Raw genomic sequence first — 17622 nt, 5'->3', positions numbered from 1 at the left:
TTCCGCAGCATGACCGTGCTCGAGAATCTGATGGTCGCGCTCGATTTCGCGGCCGGTCGGGGCGTGCTGGAATCCGCCGCGCACCGTCGCGACGCGGCGATGTCGATCCTGACACGCATCGGGCTTGTGCATAAGGCCGGTGCGCTCGCCACCGCGCTGACCCAGGTCGACCTGCGCAAGATGGAGCTGGCGCGGGCGCTGGCAATGGGGCCGAAGTTGCTGATCTCGGACGAGGCGATGGCGGGGCTGTCGCATTCGGAGGTCGACGAGGTGCTGGATCTGCTGATGAGCCTCGGCGGCGAGGACATCGCGATCATCATGATCGAGCACATCATGCAGGCAGTGATGCGGTTCTCGGAGCGGGTGATGTGCCTCGACGCCGGGAAGATCATCGCGATCGGGGCGCCGGCCGAGGTCATGGCCAATGCACGGGTGCAGGAGGCCTATCTTGGCGTTTAGCCTGTCGATCGAGGGCCTCGATGCCGGCTACGGTGCGGTGAAGGCGCTGCGCGGCGTGTCGATGCGCGTCAATGCCGGCGAGACGGTGGCCCTGCTCGGCACCAATGGCAACGGCAAGAGCACGCTGATGAAATGCGTGATGGGCCTGGTGCGGCCGACCCGCGGCAAGGTGTTGTTGACGATCGATGGCAAGCAGCACGACCTCACGCGGTTGCCGGCCGAGGCGATCGTCGGTCTCGGCGTCGCGCTGGTGCCGGAGGGACGGCGGCTGTTTCCGAAGCTGACGGTCGAGGAAAACCTGATGCTCGGCGCCTTCCGCAAGGCCGCCCGCAAGGCGATTGCGCACAATCTCGCGCAAGCCTTCGAGACGTTTCCGCTGCTGAAGGAGCGCCGGCGGCAGCTCGCCGGCACCATGTCGGGCGGCCAGCAGCAGATGCTGGCGATCGCGCGCGCGTTGATGTCGTCGCCGCGGCTGTTACTGGTCGACGAGCCGTCCGTCGGCCTATCGCCGCTGCTGGTGTCGCAGACCATCAGCAAGATCGGCGAGCTGAAGCAGAGTTTTGGGCTCACCGTGTTGATGGCCGAGCAGAACTTCAACCAGGCGATCCGCGTCGCCGACCGCGGCTATGTCATCGTTCACGGCGAGATTGCCGCCGCTGCCGATACGGTCGACGAGCTGAAGGCTAACGATCTCGTCAAGCGGCTCTATCTCGGCGGGGTCGCGTGAGCAGACGCAAATCAGCTCGGATTCATTGAACGCCAGATCTCGGCCCGATGCAGCAATTGTGGATGCACCGCGCTTTTCGGTGCTTGTTGATGCAGCGTGCTGCGCGGGTCCCAGATCAGAAGGTCGCCCGCATCGGATGTGCATTGCCAGCCGAATTCGGCGCGCGCGGCGAATTGCCAGAGTTCGTCGAGCAGAGCATTGGATTCGGCCAATTCCATGCCCACCAGAGAAGCATGGCGACGGTCGCCGAGATGCAGCATCGCTCGGCCAGTGTCCGGATGGATGCCGACCAGCGGCTGCACCGTGGTATCGATCGCGATCTCGTCAGTGGCGCCGATATAGCGTGCGATATCATTGGCATTGGGCAGCAGATGCCTGATCTTCAGATTGGCGATCCGGCGCCTGAGGGCGGGCGGCAGCGCGTTGTAGATCGCATACAGGCTGCTGAATGAAGAGGGGGTGCCGAGTGCCGTCGCCCGAGACAGCCGCACGGCGGCATGGCCGAGACGGCGGCGCAGATGGACGAGGTCATGCTCGCCGAGCGTCTGCTCGCGAACCAGCAGCACTTGATGCTTCAGCAATGCGCGCATCAGCGCGGCAAAGGACCAGCTGTCGAACGACCTGACATCGACATTGCGGACCTCGGCCCCGAGCGCCTCACCGCTCGGGATCACCTCGAACAGGCTGCCGATCAGCACAGCCGGCGTCGTTGCGCGAATCTCGTCGCCGATCTCACGTCGGGCCTTGCCGGTAACATTGCTCCCGAAAACCATGGCCATCACTTCCCCGCTGATTTGCCAACGCGGCTGATTCAGCCATGGGAACGTGTCGTCAGTATCTCGGTGTCGCGGCAAATCGCGGGACAATCGCTGCACTGGTGGCATATTGTCGGCGCAGTGCAGCACGTTGGGTCGAATTTGCGGCGCGCGGTCCGATCCGGACTGCGTCATTCCGACTCGGCGACGATGTCGAACCGGCTCACACCGGGCGCACCGTCCCCTTGATCTGGGTCCGATGCATGATGCGGCGGCTGTTGTCGTCGAACGGATCGCGCCGATGCATGGTGCAGCGGTTGTCCCAGATCACGAGATCGCCGACCTGCCAGACGTGCTCCCAGGCGAACTCAGCGCGGTCGACGTAGGCCCAGAGCTCGTCGAGCAGCGCTTCCGATTCATTGAGATCGAGCCCGACCAGGTAGGCGTTGCGACGGCGGCCGAGATAGAGCATCTCGCGGCCCGTGTCCGGATGCGTGCAGACCAGCGGATGGACCGCGCCTGGCGAGGTGCGCGGATCGTCGGTTGGCGTCACGCCCTGGCGCAGGAAGCCGCCGCTGTTGTAGGTGCCGTCGTGCTTGATCTTGAGGCCGGCGATGCGGCGCTTCAGGTCTGGCGCGAGCGTATCATGGATCGCGTACATGCTGCTGAACGAGGTGTTGCCGCCGACCGGCGGGATCTCCAGCGCATAGAGCGCGCTCGCGATCGGCGGCGCCTCGAGATAGGACATGTCGGTGTGCCAGACCGCCTCGCCGGCGCCCAGGCTGCCGATCGGCTCGCCATTCTGCTTCACGTTCGAGACGATGTAGATCTCCGGCAATCCCTCGACAAAACGGCGGCCGCTTTCCTGGACCGGTGCCCAGTCGAGCTCGCCGAAGCGGCGGCTGAAGGCGATGAGATCCTGATCGGACAGGGCCTGAGCGCGTATCAGCAGCACCGAATGATCATGGAAGGCACGGAGCAGAGCCGCGAAGGTCGCGTCATCTAGCCGTTTGAGGTCGACGTTTCTGATTTCGGCCCCAAGCGCCTTGCCGGTCGGAACGATCTCAATGGCGCGGGGCGTGACCTCGCGCGCGGAGCTGGTTTCGATGTCCATGGTCGGCTCCTCCGGTAGCGTACATTGGCTACTGATCGCCAACTATAACCAAAGCAATCGCAGATTGCTTGCGTTCTAATGTGACGGCAGCTTCAGGTCGGCCTCGAAATTGAAGCGGTCGCGCAGGTTCTTGCGGCTGTCCAGAATGTCCTTCAGGAACGCGCGGTCGGTGTCGCTCGTCATCATCGGCTCGATCAGATCGACCTGGTTCATCGCGACCAGCTGCAGGATTTCAGTGCGCGGCTGGCCGGCGGCATCGCGGGGCAGCGCTTGCACGACCTGGATATGTTCCGGCGGCTTCGGCCCCTTGGCCGCAACAAGCTCGCTCTGCAACTGCGCCTCGAGCGAGGTGCGCTCGGCCTCGACAAAGGCGTAAAGCCCGACGCCGGTTCGTCGGTCGGCAAAGGCGACAATCGCGGCGTCGCGCACATCGGGATTCTTGCGGATCAGATCGATCAGCACCGGCGCGTCGTTCACGAGGCGCCGACCACCACCTTCGCGATCGGTGAAGTTGAAGATGCCGCGGGTGATGCCGCGATAGACCTTCTTGCCGGTCATCAGCCAGACCCGCGCGAACAGCGACTTGCGCGCCAGGATCTTGCGCTCCTTCGGCGTCAGCGCCTCCGGCGCATAGGTCCGCTTGTGCTTCAAAAGATGCCGCAGGTCCTCATAGGCCGCGATCCGGAACAGCCGGCTGCGCGAGGTGAAGCAGGCCGCGAGCTGGAAGTCGGTGACGTAGCAATGGCCGTCGCGGCCGACCAGCCAGTTTTGCTCCTTGGCGAGATCGTTGTGGGTGATCCCGGCGCGATGCAGCCGGCGCAGCGCCTGCTTGGCGGAGCGGAAGTAGGCGAGGTTGCCGCGCGGCTTGGCCTGATGCAGGGCGACACCATCGATGAAGCCGCGCACCAGCGCCCGGCGGCCAGCCCACAGCAGCTCCGGGCCGACATCGAGTCCTTTGGCGAGTGCCAGCGCCTTCCGCTCCCGCGCGAACAGATGGCGCGCCAGCAGGAACGACCACCACGGCACCTCGTCGAGCCGGCGCAGCACGGCATCGACCTCGCCGCCGCCCCTGCGATAGCGGCCGCGCTCGACATTCGAGAACACGTCGCGCTTGAGCAGCACGCCTTCGGTCCAGCGCGCCGCCAAAGCTGCGGCGTCATCCTTTGGCAAACTCATCGAGAGGCTCACGCGGCGGCAGCGATACGAAGATGATCGGCGATCCAGCGGTCGAGATCGGCAAGCGCACGGGCGCTCAGCGCCTGCTTTTTCGCCACCGTCTTCTCGTTGCCGCGCAGCCGCGTGCCATCAGGCTTCTTGGTCGGCGGACTGGCGAGCGGCGGGAACAGGCCGAAATTGATGTTCATCGGCTGGAACGAGCGGGCGCCGGAATCGATGGTCTCGATGTGACCGCCCGTGATGTGGCCGAGCAGGGCGCCGAGCGCGGTGGTCTGCGGCGGCGCCGCCAAGCGCTGGCCGCGGGCGTCGGCCGCCGCATAGAGACCGGCAATCAGGCCGATGCTGGCGGACTCCACATAGCCCTCGCAACCCGTCATCTGGCCGGCGAAGCGCAGCCGCGGTTGCGCGCGCAGGCGGAGCTGCTCGTCCAAGAGCTTCGGCGAGTTGAGGAAGGTGTTGCGATGCAGGCCGCCGAGCCGCGCGAATTCCGCCTTCTCGAGGCCGGGGATGGTGCGGAACACCTGTTGCTGCGCACCGTATTTCAGCTTGGTCTGGAATCCGACCATGTTGTAGAGTGTGCCGAGCTTGTTGTCCTGGCGGAGCTGGACGATCGCGTAGGCCTTGACGGTCGGATTATGCGGATTGGTCAGCCCGACCGGCTTCATCGGCCCGTGCCGCAAGGTTTCGTGACCGCGCTCCGCCATCACTTCGACCGGCAGGCAGCCATCGAAATAGGGCGTGTCGGCTTCCCACTCCTTGAAGTCGGTCTTCTCGCCCGCGAGCAGCGCGGCGACGAAGCCGTCATACTGCTCCTTGGTCATCGGGCAGTTGATGTAGTCGGCGCCGGTGCCCCCGGGGCCGACCTTGTCGTAGCGTGACTGGAACCAGGCCACCGCCATGTCGATCGAGTCCTTGTGGACGATCGGGGCAATGGCGTCGAAGAAGGCGAGCGCGCTCTCGTCGGTCAGCTCGCGGATTGCGTCCGCCAACGGCGCGGAGGTGAGGGGACCGGTGGCGACGATGACGTTGCCCCAGTCTGCCGGCGGCAGGCCGGAGACCTCGCCACGGCGCAGTTCGATGCGGGGATGGTCTTGCAGCGCTTTGCCGACCGCCGCCGAGAAACCGTCGCGGTCCACCGCGAGCGCGCCGCCGGCGGGCACCTGGTTCGCGTCGGCCGCGCGCATGATCAGCGAGCCTAGCTTGCGCATCTCGGCATGCAGCAGGCCGACGGCGTTGTTGGCGGCATCGTCGGAGCGGAAGGAGTTCGAGCAGACCAGTTCGGCCGGCGTCTCGGTGCGGTGGGCTTCGGTCATACGAATCGGCCGCATCTCGTGCAGCACGACGCCGATGCCGGCCTCAGCGAGCTGCCAAGCGGCCTCGGAGCCGGCAAGCCCTGCGCCGATCACGTGCACTGATTCGGAAGCTGATTTCGATGCTGTCATGGGCGCGACAGGTAGCGCGTTTCATGCGGCAGGGAAATGCAATGTCAGCCGATGCCGGACGAAAACGTCGACGGAACCGAGTGGGTTATCGCTAGCGCACCGAGCCTGGATACGACAACGCCCGCCGTGGAGGCGGGCGATGTCCGTCAGATCGGAAGACGAAATCAACCGTTGTAGTGACCGGCGGCGACACGCGGGATGTCCGAACGATCGAGGCCGATATCGGCGAGCTCGCGATCGGTGAGCTGCGACAGCTCAGAAACATTGCGCTGATATTCACGGAACGCCTGGACCATGCGGATGAGCGAGAGCAACATGGGTATTCTCCTTCGATAATCGATTCAGCTCTTCGTCAGGGCCTCATCGTTGAAATGAACATAGGACGGTTTGTTGCGGTGCAGTAGTCGCAATTGTTGCGGTGCAGCTAGGCGACGAATGCATAGCTCAGCTAACCGATGGGTAAGAATTCCGTGGGACTCGGGAAAGGACATGTCCTACAAGCGGAATATCGAGAAAAGATCAGTGAAATTCAGTAGTTGTACGGAATTTAAGAGCCGGGCTTGATGCAAAGATGGCAACAATTTTTGCCGCTTCAAGCCGCACCTGGAACCATTGCGGTGCTGTTGGCGGCCTCTGCTAGAGCATAACGCACTGTTGCCAATACAGCGATTTACAAGAAGTGATTATAAATTCATTTTGTTGAGAAGCGACCACAGCGGAGGGGTCGAAAGTTCCGTCGTGCAGGAGGCGACAACTTGGCGAGAGGCGCGCGTGGGCGAAGAGCGACAACGCTTGTCGCATCCAGCCCATAGCCGATGTGAGATCACGCCAGGCTTGTCTTCTTATCTTTGGACACGAAGCAACGCGTTTTTGTCTTCGATGACCTCAGCGGATGCGGTTACGCCACAGCCAGCTCACGTCTATGAATTGCTCGACCGGTCGTGGTATGGCCGCAAACATGGGGCCGCAGACACATCGTTGGACCAGTTATTAGTTGCGATTATTGCTGCGTCGCATCGTTACGAGCCGGTAATGCAAACGGGCCTCTGTGCATGATGGCTCTGCAGGGATCGTCGATCACGCCGATCTCGCGTCAAATTCATTCTGAAGTTGCATCCCTCCGCGACAAATTGTCTCACGACGTGCCGGCAATGAAGCCGAAGCCGTCGCACACAGGTGGGGAAATAACATGATCAAGAAGCTTCTTGGAGCGGCCGCTCTGACTGCCATGACGATGTCGATGATGCCTGCGCAGGCGGCGAAGATGGGCGCCATGGGCTGCAGCGGCGCCAATCTGACGAAGACCGAAACCGCGATCGAGGCTATGGCGGACGGCGATGCCAAGTACACCGCCGAGCGGGAAGTCGCGGCGGCGCAGGACTCGATGCTGAACGGCAAGATGGGTGCCTGCGGCATGCATCTGTCGAAGGCGGCGCAGGCGGCGAAGTAAGCCGGCTTTCTTATTTCAAGACGCGGGGCCGACCGCCGTTGCGGTCGGCCTTTTCATGCTGGCGCGCTATGGCGCGTGGGCGAGCTGGGTTGCGAAAGCCGCGATCGTCTTCGCATAGACCTCGCTCTTGTTCCACTGCTGCAGCACGGGAAAATTGGGGCTGCCGGGCTCCCAATCCTTGCCCCGCTGCCAGCCATAGCCTTTGAGATAATTGGCGGTCGAGGCGAGCACGTCAGGCGCGTTGTGCATCAGATCGCGGCGGCCGTTGCCGTCGAAATCGACGGCGTATTTGACCCAAGACGACGGCATGAACTGGGTCTGTCCGATCTCGCCGGCCCAGGCGCCGCGCATCTCCGTCGGCGTCAGGTCGCCGCGTTCGACGATCCGCAACGCATCCATCAACTCGCCCCGGAACTCATCGGCGCGGCGGCAGTCGTAGGCCAACGTGGCCAGCGCGCGAATGGTCGGAAACTTGCCAGTATTGACGCCGAAGTCAGTCTCCAGGCCCCAGATCGCGACCAGCACCTCGCCGGGAACGCCATAGGCCTGCTCGATTCGCGACAGCACCGAGCCATATTGCTTGAGCATGTTGGAGCCGCGGGTCAGCCGCGGCGGGATCATGCGGCCGGAGAACTCCTCGAACGTCTGGCTGAAGACCTTTTGTGAATGATCGCGATTGATCACGCTTTGGTCCAAGGTGACGCCCGCAAGCCCGCTATCGATGGCGGGCTTGGAGATGCCCTTTGATGCGGCGTCAGTCTTGAAGTCGGCGAGCCACGCATCGAAATTGCCACTGCCGCAGGCCACAGTCGCCTGCGCCGCGGCGGCCGGGAACAACAAGACGGCCCCGATGGCGATGGTTCGGGCGAGGCGGAACGGAATCATCAGGAAACACCTGTGTGAAATCGGCTGGCGGAGGATGACCGGCAAACCGCCATGTTGGCAGCAACCGCGGCCAAAACAAGGCTCCGAATTCACCTTGCCGTGCGACACGGCGATGCCATATCGCTTCAGCCATCTGCTGATATCTCCTTATGTCGCGTTAACACGCGCTCGGCGACAGGCGTAGGGCATTCGAGCCTGATCCGCCGACAGCATCTGACCGCCGGCGGATCGCATGACGCCAACGGTCAGCTTTGATCGTGCTGCCGCCACGGGAACAGGTTGGCCGGGAAATCGGCCGCGGGCTTCGGCGCGCGCGGGGGCGGGGTCATGATCGGCCTGGCATTCGGCGCGATCGCGATCGCCTCGCGATAAAGGTGCCAGGTGGCGTGGCCGAGCAGCGGGATCACGATAGCGAGGCCCAGGAAGAACGGGATCGTGCCCGCGACCAGCAGCGCCGCCACGATCAGGCCCCAGGTCGCCATCGGCACCGGATTGCGCGCGACCACGCGCAGCGACGTCACCATCGATTCGAACGCGCCGGCATGGCGGTCGAGCATCAGCGGGAAAGAGATCACACTGAGGCACAGCGCCACCAGCGCAAACAGGAAACCGGTGCCGCAGCCGACGGCGATCATCCACCAGCCTGCCGGTGTGGTCAGAACGCGGCGGACGAAATCGGCCCCGTCGGCGGCGCCCCCGTAGCCGAAGGCGGCGACATAGATCGCCTGCGCGAACGCAATCCAGACCACGAACAGCGCAAGCAACAGCGTGCCGAGCCCCAGCATCGCGCCGAATGACGGCGAACGCAGCACCTCGAAGGCGTCCCAGGCGGTGACGCTCTCGCCACGCTCGCGGCGGCTGCTCAGTTCGTACAGACCAAGCGCGGCGAACGGACCGAGCAGTGCAAACCCGGCCGCCAGCGGAAACAGCAGCGGCAGCACCGAATAGCCCAGCACGGCGCGCGCCAGCACCAGGCCGAGCAGCGGATAGATCGCGCACAGCATCACGGCGTGGCTCGGCATCTCCTTGAAATCTTCCCAGCCGAGCCGCAGCGCACGCGACAGATCTGACAGGCCGATGGTGCGGATCGACAGTTCGGCTGCCACTTCGTCGGCTGGCCGAACGTGTGAGGCGACATTGCTGTGATAAGAGGCCATGATCGTTCACTCCCAAACAGGGTGGGCACGTTTCACAACCGATGAGGTTGGCCGCGCCCTTTGGATGGGTCCACGAGTGGCCAGTCGCAACCAACTGAGTGGCCATTCGCGAACTGAAGTACTCAGCATATCCGCAATCGGCGCTTTTCGATGCTCACGCCTCGGTGACATTTTCATATGCCGCAACGCAAAGGTGGCCAAGCGTCACTCCGCCGTCATTTTGCCCCGGGTAGGCTGTAAATTGGCCGCGCTGGTCGCGTTGGCAAGCAGCGCGGAGGGCTCTAAGATTTTCCGACCGGCCGTTGCGCAACGAAAAAGAGCCGATCAAGTTCTTCACACGATCTCTAGGTCCTTTAGGAGCCAATGAATGAGCGTTTTCGGAAAAATCATGAGCGCGATCTTCGGCCATTCGGCCAGCGCCACGCCGACCGGCAGCGGGGCGGGGACTAATGCCGCGCAGAGCGGCGGTGTAGCGCCGGCCGATGCAGCGCCGATGTCCGGTGGCACTGCAGCCGCGCCGGCACCGAGCGGAGCGGCACCGAGCACATCCACGCCGGCTGCTCCGCCCCACAGCGTCGACGTCGCCGCGATCGTCGACAAGGCGGCTGCCGCCAAGCATGAGAAGCTGGAGTGGCGCACCTCGATCGTCGACCTGATGAAGGCGCTCGACATCGATTCGAGCCTCGCCGCGCGCAAGGAACTCGCCAAGGAGCTCAGCTACAGCGGCGATACCAACGACTCGGCGAGCATGAATGTCTGGCTGCACAAGCAGGTCATGGCGCAGCTCGCCGCCAATGGCGGCAAGCTGCCGCCCGAGATCAAGCACTAGGAACCCGATTCCGCAGCTTTGGATATGACATCGAAAGGCCCGCGCTCGCGCGGGCCTTTTTCGCGTCGACAGGCGGCGAGCGGTCAGCCCATCGCAAGCCCGGCGCGGCGCCAAGCCTGCGCGGACAGCTCGGTGCGGCTGTAGCCGATGTCCCGCAGGGTGCGGTCGTCCAGTGCCGCGATGCAGGCCAGCTGCGTGCGGTAATGTGCATAGCGCTTGATAAATCGGTAAATGGCGACAATCAGCATGTGCCTCTCCCACAGGTTGTCCTGCCGAGAAGTGCTGCCCCGTTCGCGTCGCCAAAAGCTTAATAACCTTTATTGGGCGTGCCGTTCCGGTAGTCATACGGCCGGTCAAGCCACGATGTCCTGGTTCTCCGGATGCTGGTCGAGGTAGTCGGCGACGAAGCTGCAGCCGGCGCGCACCTTGCGCCCGTCGGCCCGGATCAGCGTCAGAGCGCCCTTCACCAACTCGGAGGCAATGCCGCGGCCCCGCAGGGCGCGCGGCGTCTCGGTGTGGGTGATAACGAGGGCCGCCGGCGTCGTCACATAGTTGGCGAAGGCCGTGCCGCCTTCGACATCGAGCTCGAAGCGATGGCGTGCCTCGTTGTTGCGGACAGACGTCATGATGGCCTCACTTCCATGCTGGCTCTTCCAGAGCGATAAAACGGAATATGGTGCTCCAGCGCCGGCAAGCCCACGCTGGCGACGGCATCCCTGCCGAGCTGAAATTCGACGGGTTCGATCGTCGCGGCGCGGCTGCGTCCGCTGCATGCGGCTATCGTCGTGACCTGATCCGGCCGCCCTTGCGAGGCCTCGTTCGGTGGCGATAAACAGGCTGGATGGCGTCGTTGGACCGCCGAATCGTCGCTCGAGGAGCCTCCCATGACCGCTATCCCGTATGCGCCCGGCATTGCCATCCCTGCGGAGGCCGGACGGTGAGCGGCGTGGGCGAGAGCACGCCGGCGCCGCCGCAGGGCGGGATCGCACGGATGTCGCGCCGGGTCATGAACCTCGCGCACATCATGACGCAGAACGGCCGCCGGCTCGGCGACCGCGTCGGTTTTGTCTGGGGCGAGCGCGCCTTCGCCTGGCGCGAGCTCGATCGGATGGTCTCGGCGCTTGCGGCGGCGCTTGCAGAGCGCGGTATTGCGAAGGGCGATCGCATCCTGGTGCACTCCAAGAATTGCGACGAGATGTTCGTCTCGATGTTCGCAGCCTTCCGGCTTGGCGCGGTCTGGGTGCCGACCAATTTCCGCCTGATGCCCGACGAGGTCGCCTATCTCGGCACGGCATCCGGCGCCAAGGGCTTCCTTTGTCACGGCGACTTTCCGGAGCACGCTGCGGCCGCGACCGGCGCGACCTTCGTCTGGCGCATCGGCGACAGCGGGACGTTCGGCGAGCGCACGCTCAGTGATGCCATCAAGGCGCACAAGGACGCGCATGTCGAAAATGTCGCGGTCGAGCACGACGATCCCTGCTGGTTTTTCTTCACCTCTGGCACCACCGGCCGCTCCAAGGCCGCGGTGCTGACCCACGGTCAGATGGCGTTTGTCATCACCAACCATCTCGCCGATCTCACCCCCGGCACCACCGAAGACGATGCGTCGCTGGTGGTGGCGCCGCTGTCGCATGGCGCCGGCGTGCATCAGTTGATGCAGTGCGCGCGGGGCGCCAGGACCGTATTGCTTCCAAGCGAGAAGTTCGACATCACCGAGGCGTTTCGCCTGATCGAGACCCACGGCGTCAGCAATCTTTTCACCGTGCCGACCATCCTGAAGATGATGGTCGAGCATCCGGCCGTCGATCAGTTCGATCATTCCTCGCTGCGCCACGTCATCTATGCCGGCGCCCCGATGTATCGCGAGGACCAGAAGCGTGCGCTCGCCAGGCTCGGCAAGGTCATCGTGCAGTATTTCGGGCTCGGCGAGGTCACCGGCAACATCACCGTATTGCCGGCGGCGTTGCATGAAGAATCGGATGGGCCCGACACGCGGATCGGCACCTGCGGCTATGAACGCACCGGCATGCAGGTCTCGATTCAGGACGATGCGGGGACTGAGGTGAAGCCGGGCGAGACCGGCGAGATCTGCGTGATCGGGCCCGCGGTGTTCGCGGGCTATTACGACAATCCCGAAGCCAATGCGAAGGCGTTCCGCGACGGCTGGTTTCGTACCGGCGATCTCGGCCATATCGACGAGCAGGGTTTTGTCTACATCACCGGACGCGCCTCGGACATGTACATCTCCGGCGGTTCGAACATCTATCCGCGCGAGGTCGAGGAGAAGATCCTCACTCATCCCGCGATCGGCGAGGTGGCCGTGCTCGGCGTGCCCGATCCGGTCTGGGGCGAAGTCGGCATTGCGGTCTGCGTGCCGCAGGAAGGCACGATAGCGCCGAGCGAGAGCGACATGGCCGGCTACCTCGCCACCAAGCTGCCGCGCTACAAGATGCCAAAGCGCTTCTTCTTCTGGGAGGCGTTGCCGAAGTCCGGCTACGGCAAGATCCCGAAGCGGCTGGTGCGCGACGAGCTCGAGGCGCGCGGGCTGCTCGATGTGGCGAAACAGAGCTGAGTCATGCGCGAAATTCATCAGCCCGGTCCGCCGGCCGCGGAACGCATCCAGTGGGTGGAAGCGCGCGGCCGCAGCTTTTCGCTCGTCGCGCAGGCCGGCCTGCCTCTGCTTGAAGCGGTGCGGCGGGGATTTGCTGAGCAGGGCTTTGCCGGCGGCGTCGCCAGCTTCAAGCGTGGGGCGCTCGGGCCGTTTTCCTATGTGATGCCCGCATTGTCGAAGACACCGGAGCATGCGGCGTTCTATAGCGAGACCTATCGTCCCCAGGGCATCACGCATCTCTCCACCGCGACCATGACGCTCGGCATACGTGACGGCGCGCCGTTCTTTCATTGTCACGCGCTGTGGACGGAGCAGGGCGGCCGCAACAATGGCGGCCATATCCTGCCCGAGGAAACCATCGTCGCCGAGCCGTTCGAAGTCGAGGCCTTCGGCCTCGACGGCGCGCTGTTCACTGCGGCGCCCGATTCCGAGACGAACTTCAAGCTGTTCGGGCCGGTCGCGGCAACGCCGAGCGGTGCAGTGACGGATCGTCGTGCCTTCGCGCTGCGGCTGCGTCCGAACCAGGATTTTGCGCTGAGCCTGGAGGCATTCTGCCGCGCTCGTGGCCTCAGCCGTGCGCGCATTTATGGCGGCGTCGGCTCGACCATCGGCGCGCGCTTCATTGATGGGGGCACCATCGAGCCGTTCGCGACGGAGTTGACGATCACGGCCGGCGAGATCGCGCTGGGCGCCGGCGGCGCCCTCGAGGCCATGCTCGACGTCGGGCTGGTCGATTACACCGGCGGCCTCGCACAGGGACGCCTGGTGCGCGGCGACAACCCGGTGCTGATGACCATGGAGCTGGTATTGGAGGCGCTGGACTAACGGGGATAGAGCGAAGGTTCTTGTTGTGTTCTTTGCGATATGCGAGGCTATCGGCCGTGTCATTGAGGTTGTAGGGACGGCGAGATGGCAAGGAACCAACGCGAGATCAGGCTGCCGGCGCCTTATCTCAAGCGGCTGTGGCTCGATCCGGCGAAGATTCCGGACCGCGCGGCCTATCCGTTCTGCCTGCCATTCCTGCAGGATGATTTCGAGCTGCGTTTCTCGCACGCCATTACGATCATCGTCGGAGAGAACGGCACCGGCAAATCGACCCTGCTCGAAGGCATCGCCGCGCTTGCGGGCTATGACGAGGCCGGCGGAGGTAAGGGCTACAGGCCGGTCGATCATTCCACAGCGATCGAGAAGATGGGCGGCGCACTCTCGTCGGCGCTGCGCGCAAGCTGGCTGCCGAAGATCACGCAGGGCTGGTTCTTTCGCGCCGAGAGCTTCTTCTCGGTCGCGCGCTATCTCGATGAGGTCAATCGTTACATCCCCGGTGTGCCAGGAGGGCCGCAACCCGACTTCCTGTCGCATTCCCATGGCGAAGGCTTCTTGCGCTTCTTCCAGGAGCGCTGCCGCCGGCAGGGCATCTACATCTTCGACGAGCCGGAGTCGGCGTTGTCGCCGTCGCGCCAGATCGAATTCCTCAAGCTGATACGGCGCATGGACGAGTCCGGCTACTGCCAGGTGCTGATGGCAACGCATTCGCCTGTCCTGATGGCCTATCCCAATGCGACGCTGCTGCGCTTGACCAAATACGGGCTCGAGCCGGTACGCGTGGAGGATACCGATCACTTCAAGGCCATGCGCGAGTTCTGCGACGATCCGAAAGGGTTCGTCGAGGCGGTGTTCGCGGAGTGACGGATGCGGCTCGCCGTTCATCGCTGACGCGCACCTTCATCTTCTCGCGGCGCGGCTTGCGTCCGAGTCATGCTGATTTCGTCACCCTCTTCGAAAAGAGGGCGCAGGGAAGGCCGGGTGCTGGCCGCACCCATGGCCCCCGTGCGTGAAGAAGTGCACGGGGCAGGAACCACAGGCTTGGCCGGTGCAACCCGGCCTTCCCTGCGCGACGGTTTACGGCTTATACGCGCTCTCCTCGGTGCACCGGGCTTTTTGGCCACCGTGTGTGCGACAACGCATCAAGGCGTTGCGCACGGATACCAGCGTCGGGGTATCAGGACCACACGACTTCGCCGTCCGCGATGTATCGTTCGTCCGCACGGCAAGCCATGCTGCGATACGCCGCGTCCATCGCATCCCGCACCCGACGTTCGTGACGACCGCGAAGCGCCCCTCAGGTGAGGCGGGATGGACCTGAGAATGCATGATTTCCGAAAAAAAGAAATAGGAATATTTTCCCGGGAGGCCCAGACATCGATGATCATGTTGAAGCGGCTCGTGAAATTAAATTTTAGGCGCATACCGATTATGGTGCTTTGAGGCGCCGTTTGACGCGGATCGCGCGCTTGTCGGGCAAATCAGTTCGGCGTAGCTGGAAGCCGCGACGCGCTTCCAGCCGGAGGTCCCGCGGGCGCAACAGGGATTGAGCAGGCGATGTCTGAGCAGGTTGACCGGTGGAACGAACTCGACGAGGCGCTGCTCGAACTCGGTGAAGGCACGATGGTGCTCGAAGAGCTCGATGGCTTCATCGCCGGGGTGCTGGTCTGTCCGGAGACGATCCCGCCGGGCGAATGGTTCGCGCGTGCCGTCGGCCTCTCCAAAAGCCAGCCGTCGCCGTTCGCCGACATCGAGCACGCCAATGATGTGCTGGATCTCGTGATGGATTATCATGACGCGGTCGCGGCGACGCTGCAGCGGGATCCCGAACACTACCAGCCGCGGTTTTCCATTGATGACAATAGCGGAGATGTGCTCTGGGAGCTGTGGATCGACGGCTTCGCTGCTGCGACTGATCTGCGCCGCCGCGCCTTTGACCTTTATCGCGAGATTGGAGGCGAAGCCGAGACCGCCGCAACGGGCATGGTGAATTTGATTGACGCAGCGGTCGATGGGGACACTGCTTCCGACGAATTCGCGAAGCTCAGCAGCCGCGCCCCCGAGAACATTCGCGATTTCGTCGTGACGTTGCACCGGTGTCGGCAGGGGATCGGTTTCACCGATCGGCCGAACCCATTCGCTTCCACCCCCAAGATCGGCCGCAACGATCCTTGTCCCTGCGGCTCGGGCCGCAAATACAAGCGCTGCTGCGGCGCGAACTGAGACGGGCGCGACGCCGGCGGCGCTGCCTATTCGCGGACAAAACCAGGTGGATGAGCCGGCGCACGGGCCAGCACCGCCTCCGCGATGTCCTCGATCCGCTCGAACATATGGTCTGGCGCGCGGTCACCCAGCGCCTTCGCTGCGGCGTAACCCCAGGTCACGGCGCCGCAGGCAATACCGGCGGTGCGCGCCGCCTCAATGTCGCGGGTCTCGTCACCGATCGCGATCACGGCATTCGGATCGACGCCCGCGCGCTTGACGACGCGGCGAAATTTCTGCGCCTTGCCGAAGATCGATGCCGAGCAGTCGAAGTCGGAAAACAGCGCGACTGAGGGCCCGAGCTTCTCGCGTGCATTGGCCTCGGTGTCGGAGGACACCAGTGCCAGCCTGACGTCATGGGCCGCAAGCGTGCCGAGCATCGTCGCAACACCTGGGAATAGCGGGATACTCGCGGCCTGCGCGGTCTTCAACTGGCGCAGATGGCGCGCGATCAGCGGAATCTTCCACCAGCGGACCTCGAGATAATCGAGGATCTCCTGCGTTGAAGCATGACGCAGCATCTCGACATCGTCCTCGGCGACCGCCCGGAAGCGATAGCGCTTCGCCGTCATGTTCAGGTTGCGTCTGAACCAGGCAAAGCTGTCGGCAAGCGTGCCGTCGAGATCGAAGATGACGAGGGAGTAGAGCATGAACGGGAAGGGGCGAGGGTGGGACAGACGGTCAGAATACTCCGTGCGCGGCGACAGCGCAGGTCAATTCTGGTAGAATGACACTGATCGATGAGGCGAAGGCCATGCGGCGCGAGCAGATCGAAGTCAACCATGCGGTCATGGACGGCGAGCCTGTCATTCGCGGCACACGCGTTCGGTCGAACTGGTGTTGCGCAAGTTAGGCGCAGGAAAGTCCACTGAGGACATCCTTGCCGATGATCGCGGCTGACGCGTGACGACATCCAAGCCGCGCAAGCTTTCACAGCGCGTTGGCTCTGAAGCGGCCCGCGTTCGATTCAATCCGACGAAGCTACGTCCTCCGTCAGGGGTGCGACCAACGATCACAGCTGAATCACGATTTTTTTGATGGGACCTGGGCGCAACCCTCTCGCGGTGCGGTGGTTGATCCCCACACAAGTGAGGGAGACTGAGATGCAACGCACGATCAAGATGGCTGCCGTGGCAGTTGTCGCCGTGATGGCCGGAACGGCCGCCGCTTCTGCGACCGACTATAACTATGGCTACGGCGGCTACGGATATGACGGAGCCGGCATTGGCCACAGCCGCTACGATAATTCGTTCGCCTGGGCGCCGGGGCCGGCCTATGAGGAAGGCTATGTCGCGGTGCAGCAGCCCACCTATTATCGCCCCTACGGCCCCGGCTACGGCCGTTACGGCAACGGCACCAACCATCCGACCCCGAGCTCATCCCAGGGTGACGTCGGCCCGGGCGGCAACAATAACGGCACGCTGAGTGGTCCGGCTCGCTGGCAGCCTTGGTAATGCAGGTCCCGAGCTCGGTCGATGCCTGAAACGAGAAATCCGCCGCTCATGCCGAGCGGCGGGTTCTACTTGGTCGCCGAGCTGCGCAATGCTTCTGTGCTCCTAGATCGCGATGCAATTACACAGAATCGCATCGTGATCTCATCTTTGAGCATGATCTTTTCGGAAAACCGGTTTCCACTTTTCCGGATCATGCTCCAAGAGGCGTCATTGCGAGGAGCGAAGCAACGAAGCAATCCAGACTTCCTTTTTGGGCCTCTGGATTGCTTCGCTTCGCTTTCAATGACGAAAGCGGGATCATGAGCGCGACGGTCGATCATGCGCGGCAGGCTACTCCGCCGCCTCGCTCGCTGATGATTTGCTGTTGCTGCGCTTCTTCGGCTTGGCCGACTTCTCCAGCACCGGTTTGAGGAACTGGCCGGTGTAGCTGCGCGGCGCCTTGACGATGTCCTCCGGCGGACCCCAGGCGACGATTTCGC

18 protein-coding genes and 1 pseudogene are annotated in these 17622 nt (G+C 63.7%); 9 read left to right on the top strand and 10 right to left on the bottom strand.

Annotation, left to right across the window (positions count from 1 at the left end; all coding sequences use genetic code 11):
* Both WA702_RS08355 and WA702_RS08350 read left to right on the top strand, forming a co-directional pair.
* Positions 1-459 (top strand): annotated as a pseudogene (locus WA702_RS08355) (ABC transporter ATP-binding protein); the annotation flags it as partial.
* Positions 425-1186, top strand: coding sequence for an ABC transporter ATP-binding protein (locus tag WA702_RS08350; protein WP_425110051.1), 762 nt, complete (start codon positions 425-427; stop codon positions 1184-1186). The pseudogene WA702_RS08355 and the gene WA702_RS08350, both read left to right, overlap by 35 nt.
* A gap of 11 nt (positions 1187-1197) precedes the next feature.
* Here WA702_RS08350 and WA702_RS08345 read toward each other — a convergent pair whose 3' ends face one another.
* From WA702_RS08345 to WA702_RS08325, 5 genes are all read right to left on the bottom strand, one after another.
* Positions 1198-1959 carry a TauD/TfdA dioxygenase family protein gene (locus tag WA702_RS08345; protein WP_425110050.1) on the bottom strand — a complete coding sequence of 254 codons (762 nt, stop codon included), beginning with the start codon at positions 1957-1959 and terminating at the stop codon, positions 1198-1200.
* A 205-nt stretch (positions 1960-2164) separates the two neighbouring features.
* On the bottom strand, positions 2165-3055 hold the full coding sequence (locus tag WA702_RS08340; RefSeq protein WP_425110049.1) for a TauD/TfdA dioxygenase family protein: 891 nt from the start codon (positions 3053-3055) through the stop codon (positions 2165-2167).
* Positions 3056-3130: 75 nt separating this feature from the next.
* Positions 3131-4231: a serine/threonine protein kinase gene (locus WA702_RS08335; protein WP_425110048.1), complete on the bottom strand. Its 1101-nt coding sequence runs from the start codon at positions 4229-4231 to the stop codon at positions 3131-3133.
* An 8-nt stretch (positions 4232-4239) separates the two neighbouring features.
* On the bottom strand, positions 4240-5673 hold the full coding sequence (gene trmFO, locus WA702_RS08330; RefSeq protein WP_425110047.1) for a methylenetetrahydrofolate--tRNA-(uracil(54)-C(5))-methyltransferase (FADH(2)-oxidizing) TrmFO: 1434 nt from the start codon (positions 5671-5673) through the stop codon (positions 4240-4242).
* Between the two features lie 164 nt (positions 5674-5837).
* Positions 5838-5990: a DUF1127 domain-containing protein gene (locus WA702_RS08325; RefSeq protein WP_425110046.1), complete on the bottom strand. Its 153-nt coding sequence runs from the start codon at positions 5988-5990 to the stop codon at positions 5838-5840.
* An 872-nt stretch (positions 5991-6862) separates the two neighbouring features.
* Between WA702_RS08325 and WA702_RS08320 the strand changes: the two genes are divergently transcribed.
* Complete coding sequence (locus tag WA702_RS08320) at positions 6863-7123, top strand: hypothetical protein (protein ID WP_425110045.1); 261 nt, start codon at positions 6863-6865, stop codon at positions 7121-7123.
* 66 nt (positions 7124-7189) lie between these two features.
* Here WA702_RS08320 and WA702_RS08315 read toward each other — a convergent pair whose 3' ends face one another.
* Positions 7190-8008: a lytic murein transglycosylase gene (locus WA702_RS08315; RefSeq protein ID WP_425110044.1), complete on the bottom strand. Its 819-nt coding sequence runs from the start codon at positions 8006-8008 to the stop codon at positions 7190-7192.
* A gap of 245 nt (positions 8009-8253) precedes the next feature.
* Entirely contained in the window at positions 8254-9165 is a 912-nt protein-coding gene (locus WA702_RS08310; protein WP_425110043.1) for a DUF2189 domain-containing protein, read from the bottom strand.
* 367 nt (positions 9166-9532) lie between these two features.
* Between WA702_RS08310 and WA702_RS08305 the strand changes: the two genes are divergently transcribed.
* Positions 9533-9994 (top strand): DUF3597 domain-containing protein, encoded by a 462-nt coding sequence (locus WA702_RS08305; protein ID WP_425110042.1) that lies wholly within the window; start codon positions 9533-9535, stop codon positions 9992-9994.
* Positions 9995-10077: 83 nt separating this feature from the next.
* Here WA702_RS08305 and WA702_RS08300 read toward each other — a convergent pair whose 3' ends face one another.
* Entirely contained in the window at positions 10078-10242 is a 165-nt protein-coding gene (locus WA702_RS08300) for a DUF1127 domain-containing protein (protein WP_425110041.1), read from the bottom strand.
* A 105-nt stretch (positions 10243-10347) separates the two neighbouring features.
* Positions 10348-10620 (bottom strand): GNAT family N-acetyltransferase, encoded by a 273-nt coding sequence (locus tag WA702_RS08295; protein ID WP_425110040.1) that lies wholly within the window; start codon positions 10618-10620, stop codon positions 10348-10350.
* A 320-nt stretch (positions 10621-10940) separates the two neighbouring features.
* On the opposite strand from WA702_RS08295, the gene WA702_RS08290 reads away from it, so the two are divergent.
* From WA702_RS08290 to WA702_RS08275, 4 genes are all read left to right on the top strand, one after another.
* The gene (locus WA702_RS08290; protein WP_425110052.1) at positions 10941-12566 is read left to right on the top strand and encodes an acyl-CoA synthetase; all 1626 of its coding nucleotides are present in this window, start codon (positions 10941-10943) and stop codon (positions 12564-12566) included.
* 3 nt (positions 12567-12569) lie between these two features.
* The gene (locus WA702_RS08285; RefSeq protein WP_425110039.1) at positions 12570-13430 is read left to right on the top strand and encodes a PCC domain-containing protein; all 861 of its coding nucleotides are present in this window, start codon (positions 12570-12572) and stop codon (positions 13428-13430) included.
* An 84-nt stretch (positions 13431-13514) separates the two neighbouring features.
* Positions 13515-14291: an AAA family ATPase gene (locus WA702_RS08280; protein WP_425110038.1), complete on the top strand. Its 777-nt coding sequence runs from the start codon at positions 13515-13517 to the stop codon at positions 14289-14291.
* 693 nt (positions 14292-14984) lie between these two features.
* Positions 14985-15650 carry a UPF0149 family protein gene (locus WA702_RS08275; RefSeq protein WP_425110037.1) on the top strand — a complete coding sequence of 222 codons (666 nt, stop codon included), beginning with the start codon at positions 14985-14987 and terminating at the stop codon, positions 15648-15650.
* A 26-nt stretch (positions 15651-15676) separates the two neighbouring features.
* Here the strand turns inward: WA702_RS08275 and WA702_RS08270 are convergent, their stop codons facing one another.
* A complete protein-coding gene (locus WA702_RS08270; RefSeq protein ID WP_425110036.1) occupies positions 15677-16339 on the bottom strand; it encodes an HAD-IA family hydrolase in 663 nt (220 codons plus the stop codon).
* Between the two features lie 453 nt (positions 16340-16792).
* On the opposite strand from WA702_RS08270, the gene WA702_RS08265 reads away from it, so the two are divergent.
* Positions 16793-17143, top strand: coding sequence for a hypothetical protein (locus WA702_RS08265; RefSeq protein WP_425110035.1), 351 nt, complete (start codon positions 16793-16795; stop codon positions 17141-17143).
* The last annotated feature ends 479 nt before the right edge of the window (positions 17144-17622 follow it).

This window comes from Bradyrhizobium sp. (assembly GCF_049798375.1).
Taxonomy (GTDB): domain Bacteria; phylum Pseudomonadota; class Alphaproteobacteria; order Rhizobiales; family Xanthobacteraceae; genus Bradyrhizobium.
The sequence above is the reverse complement of the archived record's forward strand: the minus strand, read 5'-3'. Positions and strand labels throughout refer to the sequence as shown.